The sequence below is a fragment of the Paenibacillus sp. fava2 genome (assembly GCF_058313675.1).
Genome location: NZ_CM177755.1, coordinates 2,272,541 through 2,288,092 on the forward strand (window position 1 = coordinate 2,272,541; position 15,552 = coordinate 2,288,092).

Here is a 15,552-nt window from a genome sequence, read left to right on the forward strand (position 1 = left end):
TCGTCAACCATCCTTGCTTGCGTATCAGCAAAACACGCTTAGAGCGCTTTCCACTCGGAGTAAATATATAGACAGCAGGAGGTCTGGGGGATTAATGATGAAGGTTTGGCGGGTGGTCATCGTGGGATGTCATCCCACAAGTATGCTGGGGACTAAACTGATTTTGGAGGAAGGAGGAGAGCTTGCTGTTCTGGCCATGCACAACAGCTGGAGCGAAGGCATGTACAGTGTGAAGGAGCTTCAGCCCGATCTGGTGCTGGCGGATTATCAGATGCCGGAAGGCAATGTGGAGAATGTGCTGCCGGAGCTGAAGAGCAGCTGTGAGGAAGCACATTTTATTATTATGACAGAGGAAGAAGACAGCGAACTGTTTCAGCCTCTGCTTGAGCTGGGGGCCAGCGGAGTGCTGTCCAAGGGGGCATCATCCCGGCAGCTGCTTTTGATGATCGGTGGACTGCGTGAAGGCTTTTTGTCACTTCCGCTGACCTGGATACAAAAGGGATACCGGCCTGTAACCTCATCGCGCGGGCTGGATAGTGTAATGCAGCTGACGCAAACGGAGATGTTTATCATGGAGAGGATTGTGCAGGGAATCACTTACGACAAAATTGCCCTTGAAATCGAAGTGAGCCGCCGTTCTATTGATAATTATCTGCGAAAGATTTATGTGAAGCTGGATGTATCGACGAGAGCCCAGGCTATTGAAAAATTCGCGCTTTTCTCAAGGCAGAACAAGCAAATCTACGCGTAAGCCGGCATTGGCGACATATTACCGGTAAGGCGGGAATATTCTTGGTACCAGGGAAGGGGGAACAATATGAAGTATGAGTTTTCTGCCCGTGCGCATACGCTGGTTTCTTCACCGCAGCTCAGCATCCGTACCCAGACGCGGCGCGGTACATTAATCTCTCTGGCAGAAGAGCTGCCGGCAGAAGAATTGTTCCCGTTATCACTGCTTGCAGAAGCAGCTTCGACAGTAATCACGGCTGATGCGGGCGCACTGCAGTACGGTGATCCCGAGGGCTATGCGCCGCTGCGTGAGTGGCTGACCGGTGACTGGCTGAAGGGAAAAGGTGTGAACACTGCGGAAGGCGGGGTTCTTCTGACAACGGGAAGTCAACAAGCGATCGATTTGCTCTCCCGGGTCTATATTGATCCAGGTGACCGGGTGCTGGTTGAAAATCCGACTTCTCCGGGGATATTGCAGGCGCTCCGGATGCAGGGGGCGGTTATTATACCTGTCCAGGGAGACTGCAACGGGCTGCTCCCGGATCATTTGCGCGCCCAGATTCATCAGCACCGTCCCAAGATGCTGTTTGCAACGCCAAGCTATACCAATCCGAGCGGTATTCTATGGAGCCTGGAGCGGCGCAAGGAGGTACTTGAGCTATGTACTGCTCATAACCTGCTTATCGTCGAGGATGATTCCTATGGGGATCTGCATTTCAAGCGTTCCGGTAGCGCATCTCCGGTTGCGAATTACCCATCGCTTTACGCGCTGGAGAATGTCAGCATAGGCGGGCACGTACTCTACATAGGTTCGTTCAGCAAGACGGTCGCGCCTGCCCTGCGGACGGGCTGGGCTGCAGGCAGCCGTGAGCTGATCTCGATGATGGCTGCCGCGAAGCAGATGGCGGACTGGCAGTCCAGCTCGCTGAATCAGCGGCTGCTGCATTATCTGCTGGATGTAACAGCTTTTAATCTTCGGGAGCACATTGCTGTCCTGAACCGGGAATACAGTACCCGGCTGAAGCTGATGACTGAGCTGCTGAAGCGTCCGGCCTGGAAGAACAGTGAATATGACCTGCCGGAGGGCGGCATGTTTCTGTGGGTCTCTCTACCGGAAGGGCTGGACGCGATGATGCTGCTGAAGGTTGCACTGGCCAAAGGAGTCGCGTTTCTTCCCGGCCAGCTCTGCAGCGTAAACGGCGGCGGCAACCGCATCCGCCTTAACTTCAGCCATCCCGGCCGGGATGAGCTGCTGCTCGGCATGAACCTGATGAGCGAGGCTGTGACTGAGTTTACGGCCCGGAGCTGAGGGGCGGAAGAAGCTAACCTCGGCCGGCAAGTCGCAGGCCAAAGGGTAATCGAATAGCAGATAGGCAAGCTCCGCTGTAGGGGGCTTGCTTTTTTTTGTCCGGGAGAAGAGCAGGATCTGAATGGGGAAAGCAGTGTGAATTAAAGGGAACGAGAGCTGGAAAGTTACTGCAATGAAGATGCACAAGGAAACCATCAAATGTGTAAATTCGGTGACGGTGCAGGGGTTTTATGGAAAAGGCTGGTCTAACGGTCAGAAGCTGATGAGGCTTGGTGCAGGCTCAAACAGAAAGGAAGGCAGAAAGAGGATGGCTGTGGAGAACATACTGGAATGCAGTGGCCTTAGCAAAAGCTATGGCCGCAAAACGGCCCTTAACGGGCTGGAGCTGAAGATTCAGCGGGGAAAAATTGTCGGGCTGCTGGGAAGGAACGGGGCAGGGAAAACAACCCTGATGAAGCTGATCGTCTCACTGCTCCGCCATTACGAAGGCACTCTGCTGGTAGACGGGAAGAGGCCCGGTGTAGAGACGAAGAAGATCGTATCCTACCTGCCCGACCACGAGTTTCTATATCCGTGGATGACGGTGGAGGAGAGTGTCTCGTTCTTCGGACATGCGTTTGCTGATTTCAGGCAGGATAGAGCCCGTGAGATGATCGGGTCACTTGGCCTGAATGTGAAAGACAAGGTGAAGTCGCTGTCAAAAGGAATGAAGGAGCAGCTGAGTCTCTCGCTTGCTTTTGCCAGGGAGGCCAGGCTCTATGTGCTGGATGAGCCGCTTGCAGCAGTGGACCCCTCCACCCGGGATAAAATCATGACGATTATCCTCGACCATTTTACCGGGGACAGCACCATTCTGGTCAGCACGCATCTGATTCAGGGAGTGGAGCCGCTGTTTACCGATATTGCCATTGTGGATGAGGGCAGGGTGCAGCTGCAGGGGAGTGTCGCGGATATAAAGCGGGAGTATGGCATGTCTTTGGAGGATGTTTTTAAACAAATTGTGAAGTAAAGGGAGTTACGATATGATACTTGTCCATCAGTTTAAGCTCGAATGCAGGAAGCATCTGGCGGTGTTTGGCTCACTTGCTGGTCTGAGTATGCTGATCAATCTGTATTTTCTGTTCAGTACGCAGCAGGATCTGGCCTTTCTGGCGCTGACTGCGAATATGGTAATCGGTCTGCTTGTTCCGCTGTATATCTACACAGACCTGTATAAGGAATTTTTCACCGGCGTTATGCCTGTTAATCACCTGCTGCCGGTCAGGACCTCCTCCTTGTTCGCTGTAAAATCAGCCGTGTTCATCCTTGGCAGCATGGCGGTATGGTCAACCACACTGCTGGAGGTGTTCCTGAATCCGTCCGGCCTGTATCAGATGCGTATAGAGCCGTCCTCGAGTCCTGCACTCGGTATCCTTTATCTGGTGCTGTCCAAGCTGCTCAGTCTGCCTGCGGGTCTCGCTCTGATCGGACTGGCACTGGCTGCCGGCAAAAGATTCCGTAAACCGCAGCTTAGCCACCTTTGCATTGTGACAGTGCTGGCCGGAGTGGTGGCTGTCCAGTTTGCAGGGGCTGTACAGGGGAGCTGGCACTGGAGCATCGGCACGTCATCGGTGGATTCCTTTAAGCTGTACGCCAACCTGCTGAGTGTGACCCCGGTCACCCGGGTCCGGGCGGCAGATATTAACGACACCATTAACTGGCTGACGGTCGCCAGCAATGTGCTGGTCATGCTGCTGGCCGGCAGCGCCGCAGCCCTGCTGCTGAACGGGCGGAGCTATGAGCTGTGAATAGCGGGCCGGGCGGGTGGATGCGGTTATAGCTAATTAGTTGGGGGCACCCCGCCGGAGTGACTTGGACCGGATTGTCATCAGGCTGAGGGATTTAAAAGCTGAATCAGGGATGGGCCTAAGCTAAATCAAGACTAAGTGGAAATTTGCCATCTATTTCTGAGGAAACTATGAGGAAAGCGGAACTAAGTGGAAAAACGCCATTTAATGATTCGATTTTCCCCTCCAAAGAGGGATATAGGCAAAAATAGATGCCGATTTTCCAACTAATCATAACAAATGGCGCAAATCGCTCAAATGAAGTGGCAAAAATCCAACTAGATGCCGAGGGCTCTTCTCCCAATTGATTAAAAAACCTGCGGAAGCATACGGTAGGCGCAGCAGCAGAAGCGTGGGACCTGCGCCGCCGCGGGAAGCATGCAGCCAGGGGCAGCGCAAGTGACGCCTGTGTAGCTGCAGCACCGCCGCAGCACCGCCGCAGTACTACACCTTGCCCGCGCTGATCTCGGCGATCGCGGCGTATTCCACCAGCGCGGCCGTGCCGGCTGGCGTGAGCTGGTACCGCCCGCGGTTCACCCGTGTGAACCAGCGGTAGTAATTGCGCTGCAGAATCGCTGCAGCGCCAGGCACCCCGCTCCGCCTGCGCAGCTCGGCGGGCGTAATCCCTTCCCGGCCGGGCGCAGCGGCCGGGTCAACGGCAGGCGCGCGGCTCCGCCCGGCGCGCCCCGAAACGAGGCCGAGCGCAGCGTCGGCCTCAGCGGCCTGCAGCGCGAGTGCCACGCGCAGCGCCTTCTCGCGGTAGGCAGTCACGAGCTTGACGCGCGTGCTGCCGCCGGTGTTGTAGTCCCCGCTGCGCTCGCGGAACTCGAGAAGCAGCTTCTCGCGCCGCCGTGCGCCGCTGCGCACCTGAGGCGGCGCGTCGCCCGGCTCCGCGAGCACCTCGACGAGCGGAGCCTTCGTCTTGTAGAAGACGACGGTGATCAGCCCGAGGCCGAGCCGGCGGCACAGCCCGGTGAGCTCGCCCCAGCGCTGGTTCACCGCCCCTCTTTTGTCGCGGACACGCTCCACGGCGAGGTAGACGTTGGGGCTGAGACGCAGACGTTCAACCCCCTGCAGCAGCAGGGCAAGGTTGAACGTTTTTTTCATCTCCACGATCAGCGGCTGCTCCTCGCCGTCCCGCAGGCCGACCAGATCGCAGGTCCGCACCTCCCCCTTGATCGAGTAGCCATACCGCTCAAAGTAAGCCTTAAGAGGAGCATACAGCTCCGTTTCATGCTTGATTGCCATCGTAGTCACTCCTGTGCACTTTACAGATCTATTGATTGCTTAATGTTTTGAACACCCTGCAGCTCCCGGAGTTCCCTCCGTTCCCTTTTCCCTGGATCCAATCACCAGGTAGTTAACGTTATATGTGAAGTTCTATGATTCATAATGATTCTCTATTATAGCACAGCAAAAAAGAGGTCAACTATTCCGGGCTCCCCGCATAGGTATGTAATACACTTTTAAAGCCAATCGAGCAAGTAGGAGCGCAAGAGGAGGCAGCGAGCAATGGACATTTTTGAGCGTATAGCTTCGTATCGGGCTGAGAATGACCGTTTGGCGTGGAGCGGCACCTTTAAGGACTATATAGGACTGCTGAGAAAAGACCCCTCTCCCGCTAAGACGGCTCACTCCAGAGTATACGACATGATCAAATCACATGGCGTAGAGGACATCAATGGACGCAAGCGGTATAAGTTTTTTGAGCAGGAAATCTTTGGGCTTGACCGTGCGGTGGAGAAGCTGGTGGAGGAGTATTTCCATTCCGCTGCCCGCCGGCTCGACGTCCGCAAACGGATTCTGCTGTTGATGGGGCCGGTCAGCGGCGGTAAATCGACTCTGGTTACACTGTTAAAACGGGGCCTGGAGCAGTATTCGCGTACCGATGCCGGCGCCGTATACGCGATTGAAGGCTGCCCGATGCATGAGGAACCGCTGCACCTGATTCCGCTCGAGCTTCGACCGGAGATTGAAAGGGAGCTCGGGGTGCGCATCGAAGGTAATTTGTGCCCGTCCTGCCAGATGCGGCTGAGAAATGATTACCACGGCGATATTGAACAGGTCAAGGTCACCCGCGTTATTTTATCGGAAGAGGAACGTGTCGGCATCGGAACCTTTAGCCCCTCTGATCCCAAGTCCCAGGATATTGCCGATCTTACCGGCAGCATCGACTTCTCGACGATCACGGAATACGGCTCGGAATCCGATCCGCGCGCTTACCGGTTCGACGGGGAGCTGAACAAGGCCAACCGCGGCCTGATGGAGTTCCAGGAAATGCTGAAATGCGACGAGAAGTTCCTGTGGAACCTGCTGTCCCTGACCCAGGAAGGAAATTTCAAGGCCGGGCGCTTCGCGCTGATCAGTGCAGATGAGCTCATTGTGGCCCACACCAACGAAACGGAGTACAAATCTTTTATCTCCAATAAAAAGAACGAGGCGCTGCAGTCCCGCATGATCGTTATGCCGGTGCCGTACAACCTGAGAGTATCGGAAGAGGAGAAGATCTACGCCAAGCTGATCGGCCAGAGCGACATGAAGCATGTGCATATTGCGCCGCATGCCCTGCGGGCAGCAGCGATTTTCTCCATCCTGACCCGGCTCAAGGAGAGCAAGAAGCAGGGGATGGACCTGATCAAAAAGCTGCGGATGTACGACGGCGAAGAGGTCGAGGGCTACAAGGAAGCCGATCTCAAGGAGATGCAGACCGAATATCTGGATGAGGGCATGTCCGGCATCGATCCGCGGTATGTCATTAACCGGATTTCCAGCGCCCTGATCAAGGGTGATCTGCAGTGCATGAATGCGCTGGATGTGCTGCGGGCGATCAAGGACGGACTGGATTCCCACCCCTCGATTACAAAAGAGGAACGCGAGCGTTACCTGAACTTCATTTCCATTGCCCGCAAGGAATACGATATACTTGCCAAAAGCGAAGTGCAGAAGGCATTTGTCTACTCATTTGAAGAGTCGGCCAAAACACTGTTCGAGAATTATCTCGACAACATCGAAGCCTACTGCAACTGGACCAAAATCCGTGATCCGCTTACAGATGAAGAGATGGAGCCGGATGAGCGGCTGATGCGCTCGATTGAAGAGCAGATCGGCATCTCGGAGAATGCCAAAAAAGCCTTCCGCGAAGAGATCCTGATCCGCATCTCGGCCTATTCCCGCAAGGGCAAAAAGTTCGAATACAACAATCATGACCGGCTGCGCGAAGCGATTGAGAAGAAGCTGTTTGCCGATCTGAAGGATATCGTGAAGATCACCACCTCGTCCAAAACGCCGGATGAAAGCCAGCTGAAGCGGATCAATGAGGTGTCCAGACGCCTGATCGAGGAGCACAACTACTGCCCGATCTGCGCTAATGAGCTGCTGAAATATGTCGGAAGCCTGCTGAACCGGTAAGCTTGCGGCTGTGCAGCAGGCCAGGGGCCGGCTATATGTGTTAAAGAGAAGAGCTGCTGCAGTTTTAAAAAAAGGCAATTGAAAAGGCAAGCTTCCGGGTTCCGGCAGCTTGCCTTTTTTAACGGCTGTATTACTCCTTCAATGCGCCAATCAGGACCCCGTGCACAAAATATTTTTGCAGAAACGGATAAAGCACCAGAATCGGCAGGGTCGATACAATAATGGAAGCGTATTTGATCGTCACTCCGATATCCGCCCGGTCACTGGTTGCCGCCCCGGTCATCATATTGTCGGTGCTGTTGGAGATCAGAATCTCCCTGAGCACCAGCTGAAGCGGGAATAGCTCCCGGTCACGCAGATAGATCAGTGCGCTGAAATAAGAATTCCAGTGTCCCACCGCATACCACAATATCATTACCGCGATTACAGGCATGGATAGGGGTAAAATAATCCGCAGCATGATTACCCAGTCATTGGCCCCGTCAATGCGCGCGGATTCCTCCAGACTGACGGGAATGCCCTGGAAGGCGGTGCGCATAATGATCAGGTTGAAGGAGCTGATAGCGCCGGGCAGGAGGAGCGCCCAGGGCGTATTCAGCATCCCCAGATTATTGATCAGCAGGAAGGAGGGAATAAGCCCTCCGTGAAACACCATCGTAATAATGATGATGAGCATGATCGTGTTGTTGAAATAAACATTGCGGCGGGAGAGCGCGTAAGCGCCGAGTGTAGTCATGATCAGGTTGATAACAGTGCCTGCCGTGACATAGAATAGCGTATTCCGGTAGCCTGTCAGAATCATGGGATTTTCCAGCACGGCTTTGTACGCATCCAGGCTGAACCCCTGGGGGAAGAACAGCATCCCGCGGAACCGGGCGATTTGCGCCGGGTCACTCAGAGAGGCGAGCAGGATGTAGATAAACGGATACAGCGTGACGAAACAGAGCAGCAGCATAAAGCCTAAATTAAACCATTTGAATACGGTTTCACCCGGAGTGGGCTTAAATAACATGTGTTCTCTCCCCTTTACCACAGCCTGTGCTCGCTTAACCGTTTACTGATGGTGTTGGCGAGTGTAAGCAGGATGAAGCTGATCACTGAATTGAACAAGCCTACGGCAGCGGAATATCCGAAATCGGCTCCGAGAATCCCTTTTCTATAGACATAGGTTGAGATGACATCGGCCGTTTCATAGGTCAGCGGGTTATACATGAGAATGATTTTTTCGCTTCCGACGGAGAGCATGGACCCTATATTGAGGATAAGCAGGATTACAATCGTCGGCATAATGCCCGGAATGGTTACATGCCAGGTTTGTTTGAAGCGGCCGGCCCCATCTATACGGGCTGCATCATACAGGGCAGGGTCAATGGTAGACATGGCGGCAAGATAGATGATGGAGCCCCAGCCGATGCCCTGCCAGACTTCGGAAGAGATATATAGCGGGCGGAACCAGCCGGGTTCCTGCAGGAAAGCGATCGGCTCTATGCCAAACATGCCCAGAATATTGTTGATCAGACCGTCGCGTGCAACGAAATCAACGATCATCCCTACAACAACTACTATTGAAATAAAGTGGGGGAGATAGCTGATGGTCTGTACAACCCTTTTAAAGAGAACACTGCGGAGTTCATTAAGCAGGAGAGCCAGAATGATCGGTGCGGGAAAGGCAATCAGCAGTTGAAAAATGTTGATCAATAAGGTGTTACGGATCAGCCGCCAAAAATAATGGTTGTTGAAGAAGTTTATAAAGTGGTCTAAACCGACCCATGGACTTTTCCAGACGCCATCCGCGATACCATAATCTTTAAAAGCTATGAGCAGGCCGTACATCGGCCCGTAATGGAACAGAGCGTAATAGGAGACGACGGGAAGCAGCATCAGATAAATGTAGCGGTTGCGGATGATATCCCGTTTGATGAAATTCCATTTGCCTCCCGAAGGCTTTGCGGCTGTGGGCTGCATTACATTTTGTTGTAAGTCGGGCACGGTGTTCTCCCTCCATTAAAGGTTTCCGGAATAGAAGCAGCGGCCGGCTGCTTCTATTCCGGGTATTCATGAACTTATCTGTTATTGTAGCGTTCCAGAGCGGCCTGCTGAATCTGAATCGCTTCCTCAATGCCCAGGCCCTTGAGCGTTTCGACGTATTTATCGAACTGCTCCAGAGACTCCGAACCCATAATAAATTTCAGCATCATCTCATCTTTGTACGTATTGACGTCAGTTATGATGGAGGCGAACCGGCTGCTGTCTTCCACAGCGATCGTGGACGGCGGCATTCTGTTCTCATGTGTAGGGGCGGACCACAGCTCCATTGCCTGTTTTTGTTCCGGCTTGGTTGTATACTGCTGCGAATGGCGGATATCCTGCACAAAAGGGCCTGAGGTGGCACCCATGATATGTTTTCTGAATGCCTGGGAAACCGGCAGGCCGTCGGGATTCTTCAGGATAAGATCCGTGTACACCGGGTTGTCTCCATCCATAGTATACGTTTCTCCTTCCTTGCCGAAGTTCATGATCCGTTTTCCTTCCTCGCTGTAGAGGAAATCCAGGAATTTTACAGTCTCGGCCACGTGCTTGTTGCTCCCGGTAATTGCGGTGAAAATGCCGGTAACCGGATTATCCCTGTAACCGAATACCGGTTTTTCTCCGGGCTTTAATGTCGGATAGGCCGTTCCGGTTATTTTGAAATCAGGCTGGGTCTCCTTCATCAGATCCATATACTTTCCGATTCCTCCGTTAAGGAACAACACTGCAGAGCCGACCTGGCTGCCTGTTATTTTGGCATCTCTCATTTTGTTGTCGGTGCTGGCAAAGTCCTTGTCGAGCAGCCCTTCCTTGTACCATTGGTTCATGGTAGTCAGGTAATCCTTGAATCCGGGTTCGATAGGGCCGTATTTGACGGTATTGTTCTCCTGGTAAAAATCGTTTGGTGTTCCGAAGGCCCCTGCAAAGGCCAATTCTCCCGCCGGAATCAGGATCGGAATCTCGTCGGCCTGGCCGTTGCCGTTCGGATCCTGTTCTTTAAACGCTTTCAAAACGGTGTACCATTCGTCGATGGTTGTCGGTGAGGATAAATTTAGTTTATCCAGCCAGTCCTGGCGGATGGCAGGACCCAGGAATACCTGCTGGGTGACATCTTCACGGATAAACGGAAAGCCGATAATATTGCCGTCATCGGTAGAACTCATTTTTCTCCATTCCGGATCGGCATCCAGCAGCTTTTTCAGGTTGGGGGCATTATCTAGATAGTCATTTAGAGGAATGATTTTTTTATCTCTAATTGCTTTCTGGGCTCCGCCGGGATACAGGTTCCAGCCATAATCCACAACATCCGGCAGCGTATTGGATGCAACCATCAGATTGAACTGCTCTGCGAGCTGGCCTTGTGCCGGGTGCTGGAATTCAACCTTAACGCCGGTTTTGGCCATGATTTCTTTCCAGGCGGTAACCTCTGCATAGCTTTTCATAATGGCGGCAGCATCCGGAAACAATTCCACCCAATACGTTAGCTTGGATAATGATCCTTCTGATGTGGCCGCAGCCTGTTTTTGTGATGCCGGCCCGTTTGAGCCTTCATTTCCCCCTCCGCCGCACGCCGTTACCACCGTTATAACCAGTGCCAGCATAGCCAGCGAAGCTGCCGGCTTGCCCGTTCTTCTGTGCATTGACATTGAAAATGCCCTCCCTGTTTAAATGGATTGACGATCATTAAATCCTGTTATCCCGCAGAGCAGCCCCGTAAGAAGATTTCTGGAAGAGAGGAGCCGTCCGCTCGGGAGCGGCTCCTGATGTGATTAGGATTTCAGGGTTGAGCCCCAGGCATAAGGATCGGAGCAACCGGTATAAATACCCTTGACTATGCGGTAGGCCAGCTTGGGCTTGCGGTATTCATTGACCAGCCCTTTATTATTGAAGGAGCGCGCGCGGTCCCTGAAGTGGGGACGGAAGCTCTCCAGCTGTGCCCTGGTATCGGCAAACTGCCAGACGTAAGTGCCGCTGATTTTGCCGTCACTCCGGAACAGCTTCAAGGCCTTGCTGAGTATTTCAGCCTGGTAATCCTCGCTGAATAAACGGGGCTCCCAGCCGGAGTCACCCTGTATACCCGCTCCCCCGAACTCGGTCATGAGCACTGGCGTATCTTCTGCTCCGTATGCCTTGCAGCGCTCATGGAAGGTGGTGAGCATCTCCGCAAAACCTGCATGGCCGAAATACCATCCGTCATAGTAGTTGATACCGATCACGTCGAACAGGCCAAGGCAGATATCTGTCATAGGATGCATCGTGGCATAAGCCACCAGCCGTGACTGATCCCTGCTCCGGACAAGCTCTGTCATCTTGACGGACAGGTCATAGGCCTGGCTTGAGCGGGTGTCAATCTCATTATGGACAGACCAGAACAGGATGGAGGGATGGTGCAGATCCCGCTCAATCATCTCGCCCATCATCGTTAATGCCCGCTGGATAAACACCGGATCTCCGGTATCCTCTGCCGGAAAGGCGGCACCCCAGATGGGAATCTCACCCCAGAAGAGCACGCCGCGTTCATCCAGCAGGTCAAGCCAGTATTCACTCTGGGGGTAGTGGGAACCCCGCACCGTGTTGCACCCCATCTGAAGAATAATATCAAGGTCTTTGGTCATCAGTTTGTTGGGGAAAGCGAATCCCCACTCCGGATGCTCCTCGTGGCGGTTCACGCCCTGCAGATACAGCTCTTTGCCGTTCAGCAGGATCTTCTTGTTCTGCTTCTCCACGGTCCGGAATCCGATGCGGTCGGTCAAATCATCCCGGCCTGCTACGGCCCGGATCATGTAGAGCGCGGGATTATCCGGCTCCCAGCGGTGGAGTTCCGTCCAGGATTGTTCTATGTTTAATACTGCGCTTCCGCCGGGATCAAGGCTTGCGCTTCCGGTATAGACGATCTCTCCGTTACGGTACAGGGCAACCGGCACTTCTGACAGACTGTCTGACAGGGAGCGGAGATTAAGCGCCACCCGGATGCCGGCACTGGTATCACCCGTCATATTGTAGGTGATGCGCATGCTCTCGATGGAGACATCCGGAAGGAGCTGAAGCTCTACCGGACGGATAATGCCTCCGTAGTGAAACCAGTCCACGATATGATACGGAATCGTTTTGCGTTCAAGCAGGCTGTCCGTGCGGACGACCAGCTCGTGGACGCCTGCCCGGACATCAGGAACGATAAAGCTGAACGGCGTATAACCGCCGTAATGGTAGCCTAAATGGATGCCGTCCCAGTACACATCCGCATGTCCGAGCACGGCGTGAAACAGCAGGCGGAGATGGCTGGTCTCCTCAATCGTCACCCGGGTGCGGTACCAGGCTACCCCTTCGTACTCATATTTGCCAAGCTCATTGTTCCAGCATGCCGGTACTGGCATCTGAGTGGATTCAGCCGGGAACTGCTCATGCCAGCCTTCCGCTAAACCGATATTCTCTTTATCAAAAACGAAATCCCATAATCCGTCCAGCAGGCGGCAATCCCTGAGCCGGTGCTGTTGAAACGTTCGAATCAAGATGATCATCCCCAATATGAATTTAAGGTACATCATAGGTTGATGTCCTTTATGAAGGGAGTTTAGCATTGGTCAGAGTACAGCGACAATGGTAAAACCAATCTGAATCATTTATCATAAACGATACAATGTATTGTGGGGAGGGAAATGGGTGGAATACGAGTTGGGGAATTTGGCCGCGCATGTCCATTGGGTACTGGCCAAGCCGGCGGTACCGGGCTGGGAAGATATCCGGCAGACCGTATCCGGGCATACGCTGTACTACATCTACAGCGGCAAAGGAGTCTTCCGTTGCGAGGAGGAGGAGCAGGAAGTTGAAACAGGCACAGTGGTGTATCTTTGGCCGGGATTGCCGCTGTACATGAAGTCATCTGAATCCCATCCTCTGAGGATGACCATGCTGCTGTTCGATTGTGCATCGCTGCAAAGAAGTGAGGAGGGGTGGGCTGTCCCGGAATCCATCGACAGGCTGAGGCTGCCTTTTCTTATGCCGCTGACCGGCGAGCGGATGCGGAGGATCAGCGGGCTCTTCCGGGAAGCGGAGCAGGAATGGGTGCCCGGAGATTCCGTGCGCGATGCGCGCGTGAAATCGCTGTGGTACCGGCTGATTCCCGAGCTGCATGAAGCCGCCCAAGAAAGAGGGAGCAAGGGTGGTGAGGGGGATGTGGCAGCGGTGCTGCGCCGCTTCAAGGAGCAGCTTGATACAGGGTTTGCGGGTGAGCTGCGCATTGAAGAAATGTGCAGACAGACCGGCTACTCTCCTGTCTATCTGCGCAGAAGCTTTGCAGCCCGTTACGGATGCAGCCCCAAGGAGTATCTCGTCCAGCTCCGCAACGAGCATGCGGTTCGCCGGCTCCGCTTCACTGGAGATTCCATCGGGGATATAGCCAGAGCCTGCGGTTATTCCGACGTCTATCAGTTCAGCAAGGCCTTCAAGAAGCGCAACGGCCTGTCGCCGACCGATTACCGGGTCAGGCCGGGCCTGAATTTCATCATATAACTTTGAAAGGCTGCGGTACCAGGCGGCGGACCCCAAAAGCCCCGGTTCATTCAGGCTTGAATGAACCGGGGCTGTGTACAAGCTGCTATCTCGCCTGCTTAGCGTACCACTCCGAGAACTGCTTCTGGTACTCGGCGATATATTTGTCGATACCCGCTGCCTTCAGGCGCTCCAGCGCTTTCGGGAAGGCAGTCTCATAATCGCTGAAGCCGCTGCCGATCGGTGCAAGGTACTCGGTGAATACACCGTTCAGCTTGGTTTCTTCATTTTTGACCGGTGTGTTGTCAAAGTTAAAGCCTGCGCCCTTGGAGATGATTGCCCCGTCATCCCATGCCTTGTATTCGGCGATGAAATCATCCGGCACGGTGTTGTCGAAGCGGATGAAGTTTTTGTTCATCAGCAGCCAGTCGGGGATGAGTGAGTCTGTATTGATTTTGGTCAGGCGGCCGTTATCATCCAGGGTGTAGTCAGTGCCTTCAATACCATAGGCGAACAGGTCATACAGCTCCTGGTTCTTTTGCAGCAGGTTGAAGAACATCAGATACCGTTCCGGGTCCTTGGCTGCCGCGGAGACGAAAAAGGCGGTGCTGTACGTTCCGCGGCTGATTTTTGGACGGCCGGTGCCGAGGAAATAGTTGACCAGCTTGGCGTCAGGGACAGCCTGGGAAATCGTAGCCGCACCTTCAAACGGACGGGCTGCCGTTCCGGCCCAGAACATCGCCTTGCCGGAGTTCCAGTCGGACTGCAGCTGCGGCACGTTGGTGGCGGCGTATTTTGGAATAATGCCTTTGTCATACCAGCCCCGCATCAGGCCCGCATAGGCCTTGAATTCTTCGGATTCAAACCAGCTGATAATCTTATCATCCTGCATAGATTCATCTAGGGCGATAAAGTCATTCTGCCAAAAGAGATTCTTGTCGGTAAAGTCGTATTGCAGCATTCTGCGGGCATCCGTACCGGCGTAGCCGATCAGCTCGGGATGAACGGCATGGACCTTATCATAAAAAGTCTCAAGCTCAGCCAGGGAAGTCACCTGAGCCATGCCAGCCTCCTCCAGCAGATCCTGGCGGACCAGCACACTGTAAAATTCGGCGGAGTTCGGTTTGTTGCCTACAGGGATCGCGTACTGCTTGCCATCCAGCTGGAAGGCGGTAAAAGAAGCCTCATCCACATTAGCACTGAGATCGGTCAAAGCTTCAACATAGGGGGTAAGATCGGCGTACAAGCCTTTGGCTACTGATTTTACCATGTAATTAGTATCGGTATAGGTGGCAAAATCCTCACCTGTAGAGAGCATCAGGTCGGTTTTGCCTCCGCCGTATTCGGTCCAGGGCAGGAACTGGAATTCCACCTCGGCATTGATTTCTTTTTTGATCACATCGTAGAATTCGGTCTTTGCCAGCTCTTTCATCCGGTTGGACTCGTCGCCGTAGAGGACGATCTTCAGTTTGGCCGGTGCCAGGGTGCTGCTGTTGTTTGTGCTGTCCGCTGTAGCTGCAGGTGTTGTTCCTTCACTGCCTGTGCTGCCAGTATTACCGGAGTTACCTGAGTTAGCGCTTTCATTATTGCCCTGAGAGCAGGCGCTTAACAGGAACACAGCGGAGAGGAGCAGACTTAACCAACCTTTTTTCTTTTTCATGATGAACCCTCCTGAACTAGAATGTACTCATGAAGCATATATTGCAGCGGCTGTGCTCCCTTACCCATTGTACAACAAGTCGGGACACGGGGGCACAGGCCTGT

12 protein-coding genes are annotated in these 15,552 nt (G+C 53.7%); 6 read left to right on the forward strand and 6 right to left on the reverse strand.

The features are described 5' to 3' along the window. Positions 1–94: 94 nt before the first annotated feature. From AC4G46_RS09470 to AC4G46_RS09485, 4 genes are all read left to right on the forward strand, one after another. Entirely contained in the window at positions 95–751 is a 657-nt protein-coding gene (locus AC4G46_RS09470; protein ID WP_491127703.1) for a response regulator, read from the forward strand. 66 nt (positions 752–817) lie between these two features. After that, positions 818–2,038, forward strand: a complete 1,221-nt coding sequence (locus AC4G46_RS09475; protein ID WP_491127704.1) for an aminotransferase-like domain-containing protein — start codon at positions 818–820, stop codon at positions 2,036–2,038. Between the two features lie 172 nt (positions 2,039–2,210). Further along, positions 2,211–3,047, forward strand: a complete 837-nt coding sequence (locus tag AC4G46_RS09480; protein ID WP_491127705.1) for an ABC transporter ATP-binding protein — start codon at positions 2,211–2,213, stop codon at positions 3,045–3,047. Between the two features lie 13 nt (positions 3,048–3,060). Further along, positions 3,061–3,825 (forward strand): hypothetical protein, encoded by a 765-nt coding sequence (locus AC4G46_RS09485; RefSeq protein ID WP_491127706.1) that lies wholly within the window; start codon positions 3,061–3,063, stop codon positions 3,823–3,825. A gap of 483 nt (positions 3,826–4,308) precedes the next feature. Here the strand turns inward: AC4G46_RS09485 and AC4G46_RS09490 are convergent, their stop codons facing one another. After that, entirely contained in the window at positions 4,309–5,112 is an 804-nt protein-coding gene (locus tag AC4G46_RS09490) for a DUF2161 family putative PD-(D/E)XK-type phosphodiesterase (protein WP_491127707.1), read from the reverse strand. A 264-nt stretch (positions 5,113–5,376) separates the two neighbouring features. Between AC4G46_RS09490 and AC4G46_RS09495 the strand changes: the two genes are divergently transcribed. Further along, positions 5,377–7,272 carry a PrkA family serine protein kinase gene (locus AC4G46_RS09495; protein ID WP_491127708.1) on the forward strand — a complete coding sequence of 632 codons (1,896 nt, stop codon included), beginning with the start codon at positions 5,377–5,379 and terminating at the stop codon, positions 7,270–7,272. Positions 7,273–7,402: 130 nt separating this feature from the next. Here the strand turns inward: AC4G46_RS09495 and AC4G46_RS09500 are convergent, their stop codons facing one another. The 4 genes from AC4G46_RS09500 to AC4G46_RS09515 form a co-directional block, all read right to left on the reverse strand. Further along, positions 7,403–8,284: a carbohydrate ABC transporter permease gene (locus tag AC4G46_RS09500; RefSeq protein ID WP_491127709.1), complete on the reverse strand. Its 882-nt coding sequence runs from the start codon at positions 8,282–8,284 to the stop codon at positions 7,403–7,405. 14 nt (positions 8,285–8,298) lie between these two features. Further along, complete coding sequence (locus tag AC4G46_RS09505; RefSeq protein ID WP_491128836.1) at positions 8,299–9,237, reverse strand: ABC transporter permease; 939 nt, start codon at positions 9,235–9,237, stop codon at positions 8,299–8,301. Between the two features lie 98 nt (positions 9,238–9,335). Beyond that, a complete protein-coding gene (locus tag AC4G46_RS09510; RefSeq protein WP_491127710.1) occupies positions 9,336–10,946 on the reverse strand; it encodes an extracellular solute-binding protein in 1,611 nt (536 codons plus the stop codon). Between the two features lie 123 nt (positions 10,947–11,069). Further along, positions 11,070–12,818: a glycoside hydrolase family 2 protein gene (locus AC4G46_RS09515; RefSeq protein ID WP_491127711.1), complete on the reverse strand. Its 1,749-nt coding sequence runs from the start codon at positions 12,816–12,818 to the stop codon at positions 11,070–11,072. Positions 12,819–12,960: 142 nt separating this feature from the next. Between AC4G46_RS09515 and AC4G46_RS09520 the strand changes: the two genes are divergently transcribed. Further along, entirely contained in the window at positions 12,961–13,809 is an 849-nt protein-coding gene (locus tag AC4G46_RS09520) for an AraC family transcriptional regulator (RefSeq protein WP_491127712.1), read from the forward strand. An 85-nt stretch (positions 13,810–13,894) separates the two neighbouring features. Here the strand turns inward: AC4G46_RS09520 and AC4G46_RS09525 are convergent, their stop codons facing one another. Continuing rightward, positions 13,895–15,448: an ABC transporter substrate-binding protein gene (locus tag AC4G46_RS09525; protein WP_491127713.1), complete on the reverse strand. Its 1,554-nt coding sequence runs from the start codon at positions 15,446–15,448 to the stop codon at positions 13,895–13,897. Positions 15,449–15,552 lie beyond the last annotated feature (104 nt).

Coding starts and splice junctions, on each gene's coding strand:
- AC4G46_RS09495 (WP_491127708.1), top strand. CDS start 5,377: ATGGACATTTTTGAGCGTATAGCTTCGTATCGGGCTGAGAATGACCGT.
- AC4G46_RS09515 (WP_491127711.1), bottom strand. CDS start 12,818: ATGATCATCTTGATTCGAACGTTTCAACAGCACCGGCTCAGGGATTGC.
- AC4G46_RS09485 (WP_491127706.1), top strand. CDS start 3,061: ATGATACTTGTCCATCAGTTTAAGCTCGAATGCAGGAAGCATCTGGCG.
- AC4G46_RS09510 (WP_491127710.1), bottom strand. CDS start 10,946: ATGTCAATGCACAGAAGAACGGGCAAGCCGGCAGCTTCGCTGGCTATG.
- AC4G46_RS09505 (WP_491128836.1), bottom strand. CDS start 9,237: ATGCAGCCCACAGCCGCAAAGCCTTCGGGAGGCAAATGGAATTTCATC.
- AC4G46_RS09500 (WP_491127709.1), bottom strand. CDS start 8,284: ATGTTATTTAAGCCCACTCCGGGTGAAACCGTATTCAAATGGTTTAAT.
- AC4G46_RS09475 (WP_491127704.1), top strand. CDS start 818: ATGAAGTATGAGTTTTCTGCCCGTGCGCATACGCTGGTTTCTTCACCG.
- AC4G46_RS09525 (WP_491127713.1), bottom strand. CDS start 15,448: ATGAAAAAGAAAAAAGGTTGGTTAAGTCTGCTCCTCTCCGCTGTGTTC.
- AC4G46_RS09490 (WP_491127707.1), bottom strand. CDS start 5,112: ATGGCAATCAAGCATGAAACGGAGCTGTATGCTCCTCTTAAGGCTTAC.
- AC4G46_RS09470 (WP_491127703.1), top strand. CDS start 95: ATGATGAAGGTTTGGCGGGTGGTCATCGTGGGATGTCATCCCACAAGT.
- AC4G46_RS09480 (WP_491127705.1), top strand. CDS start 2,211: ATGAAGATGCACAAGGAAACCATCAAATGTGTAAATTCGGTGACGGTG.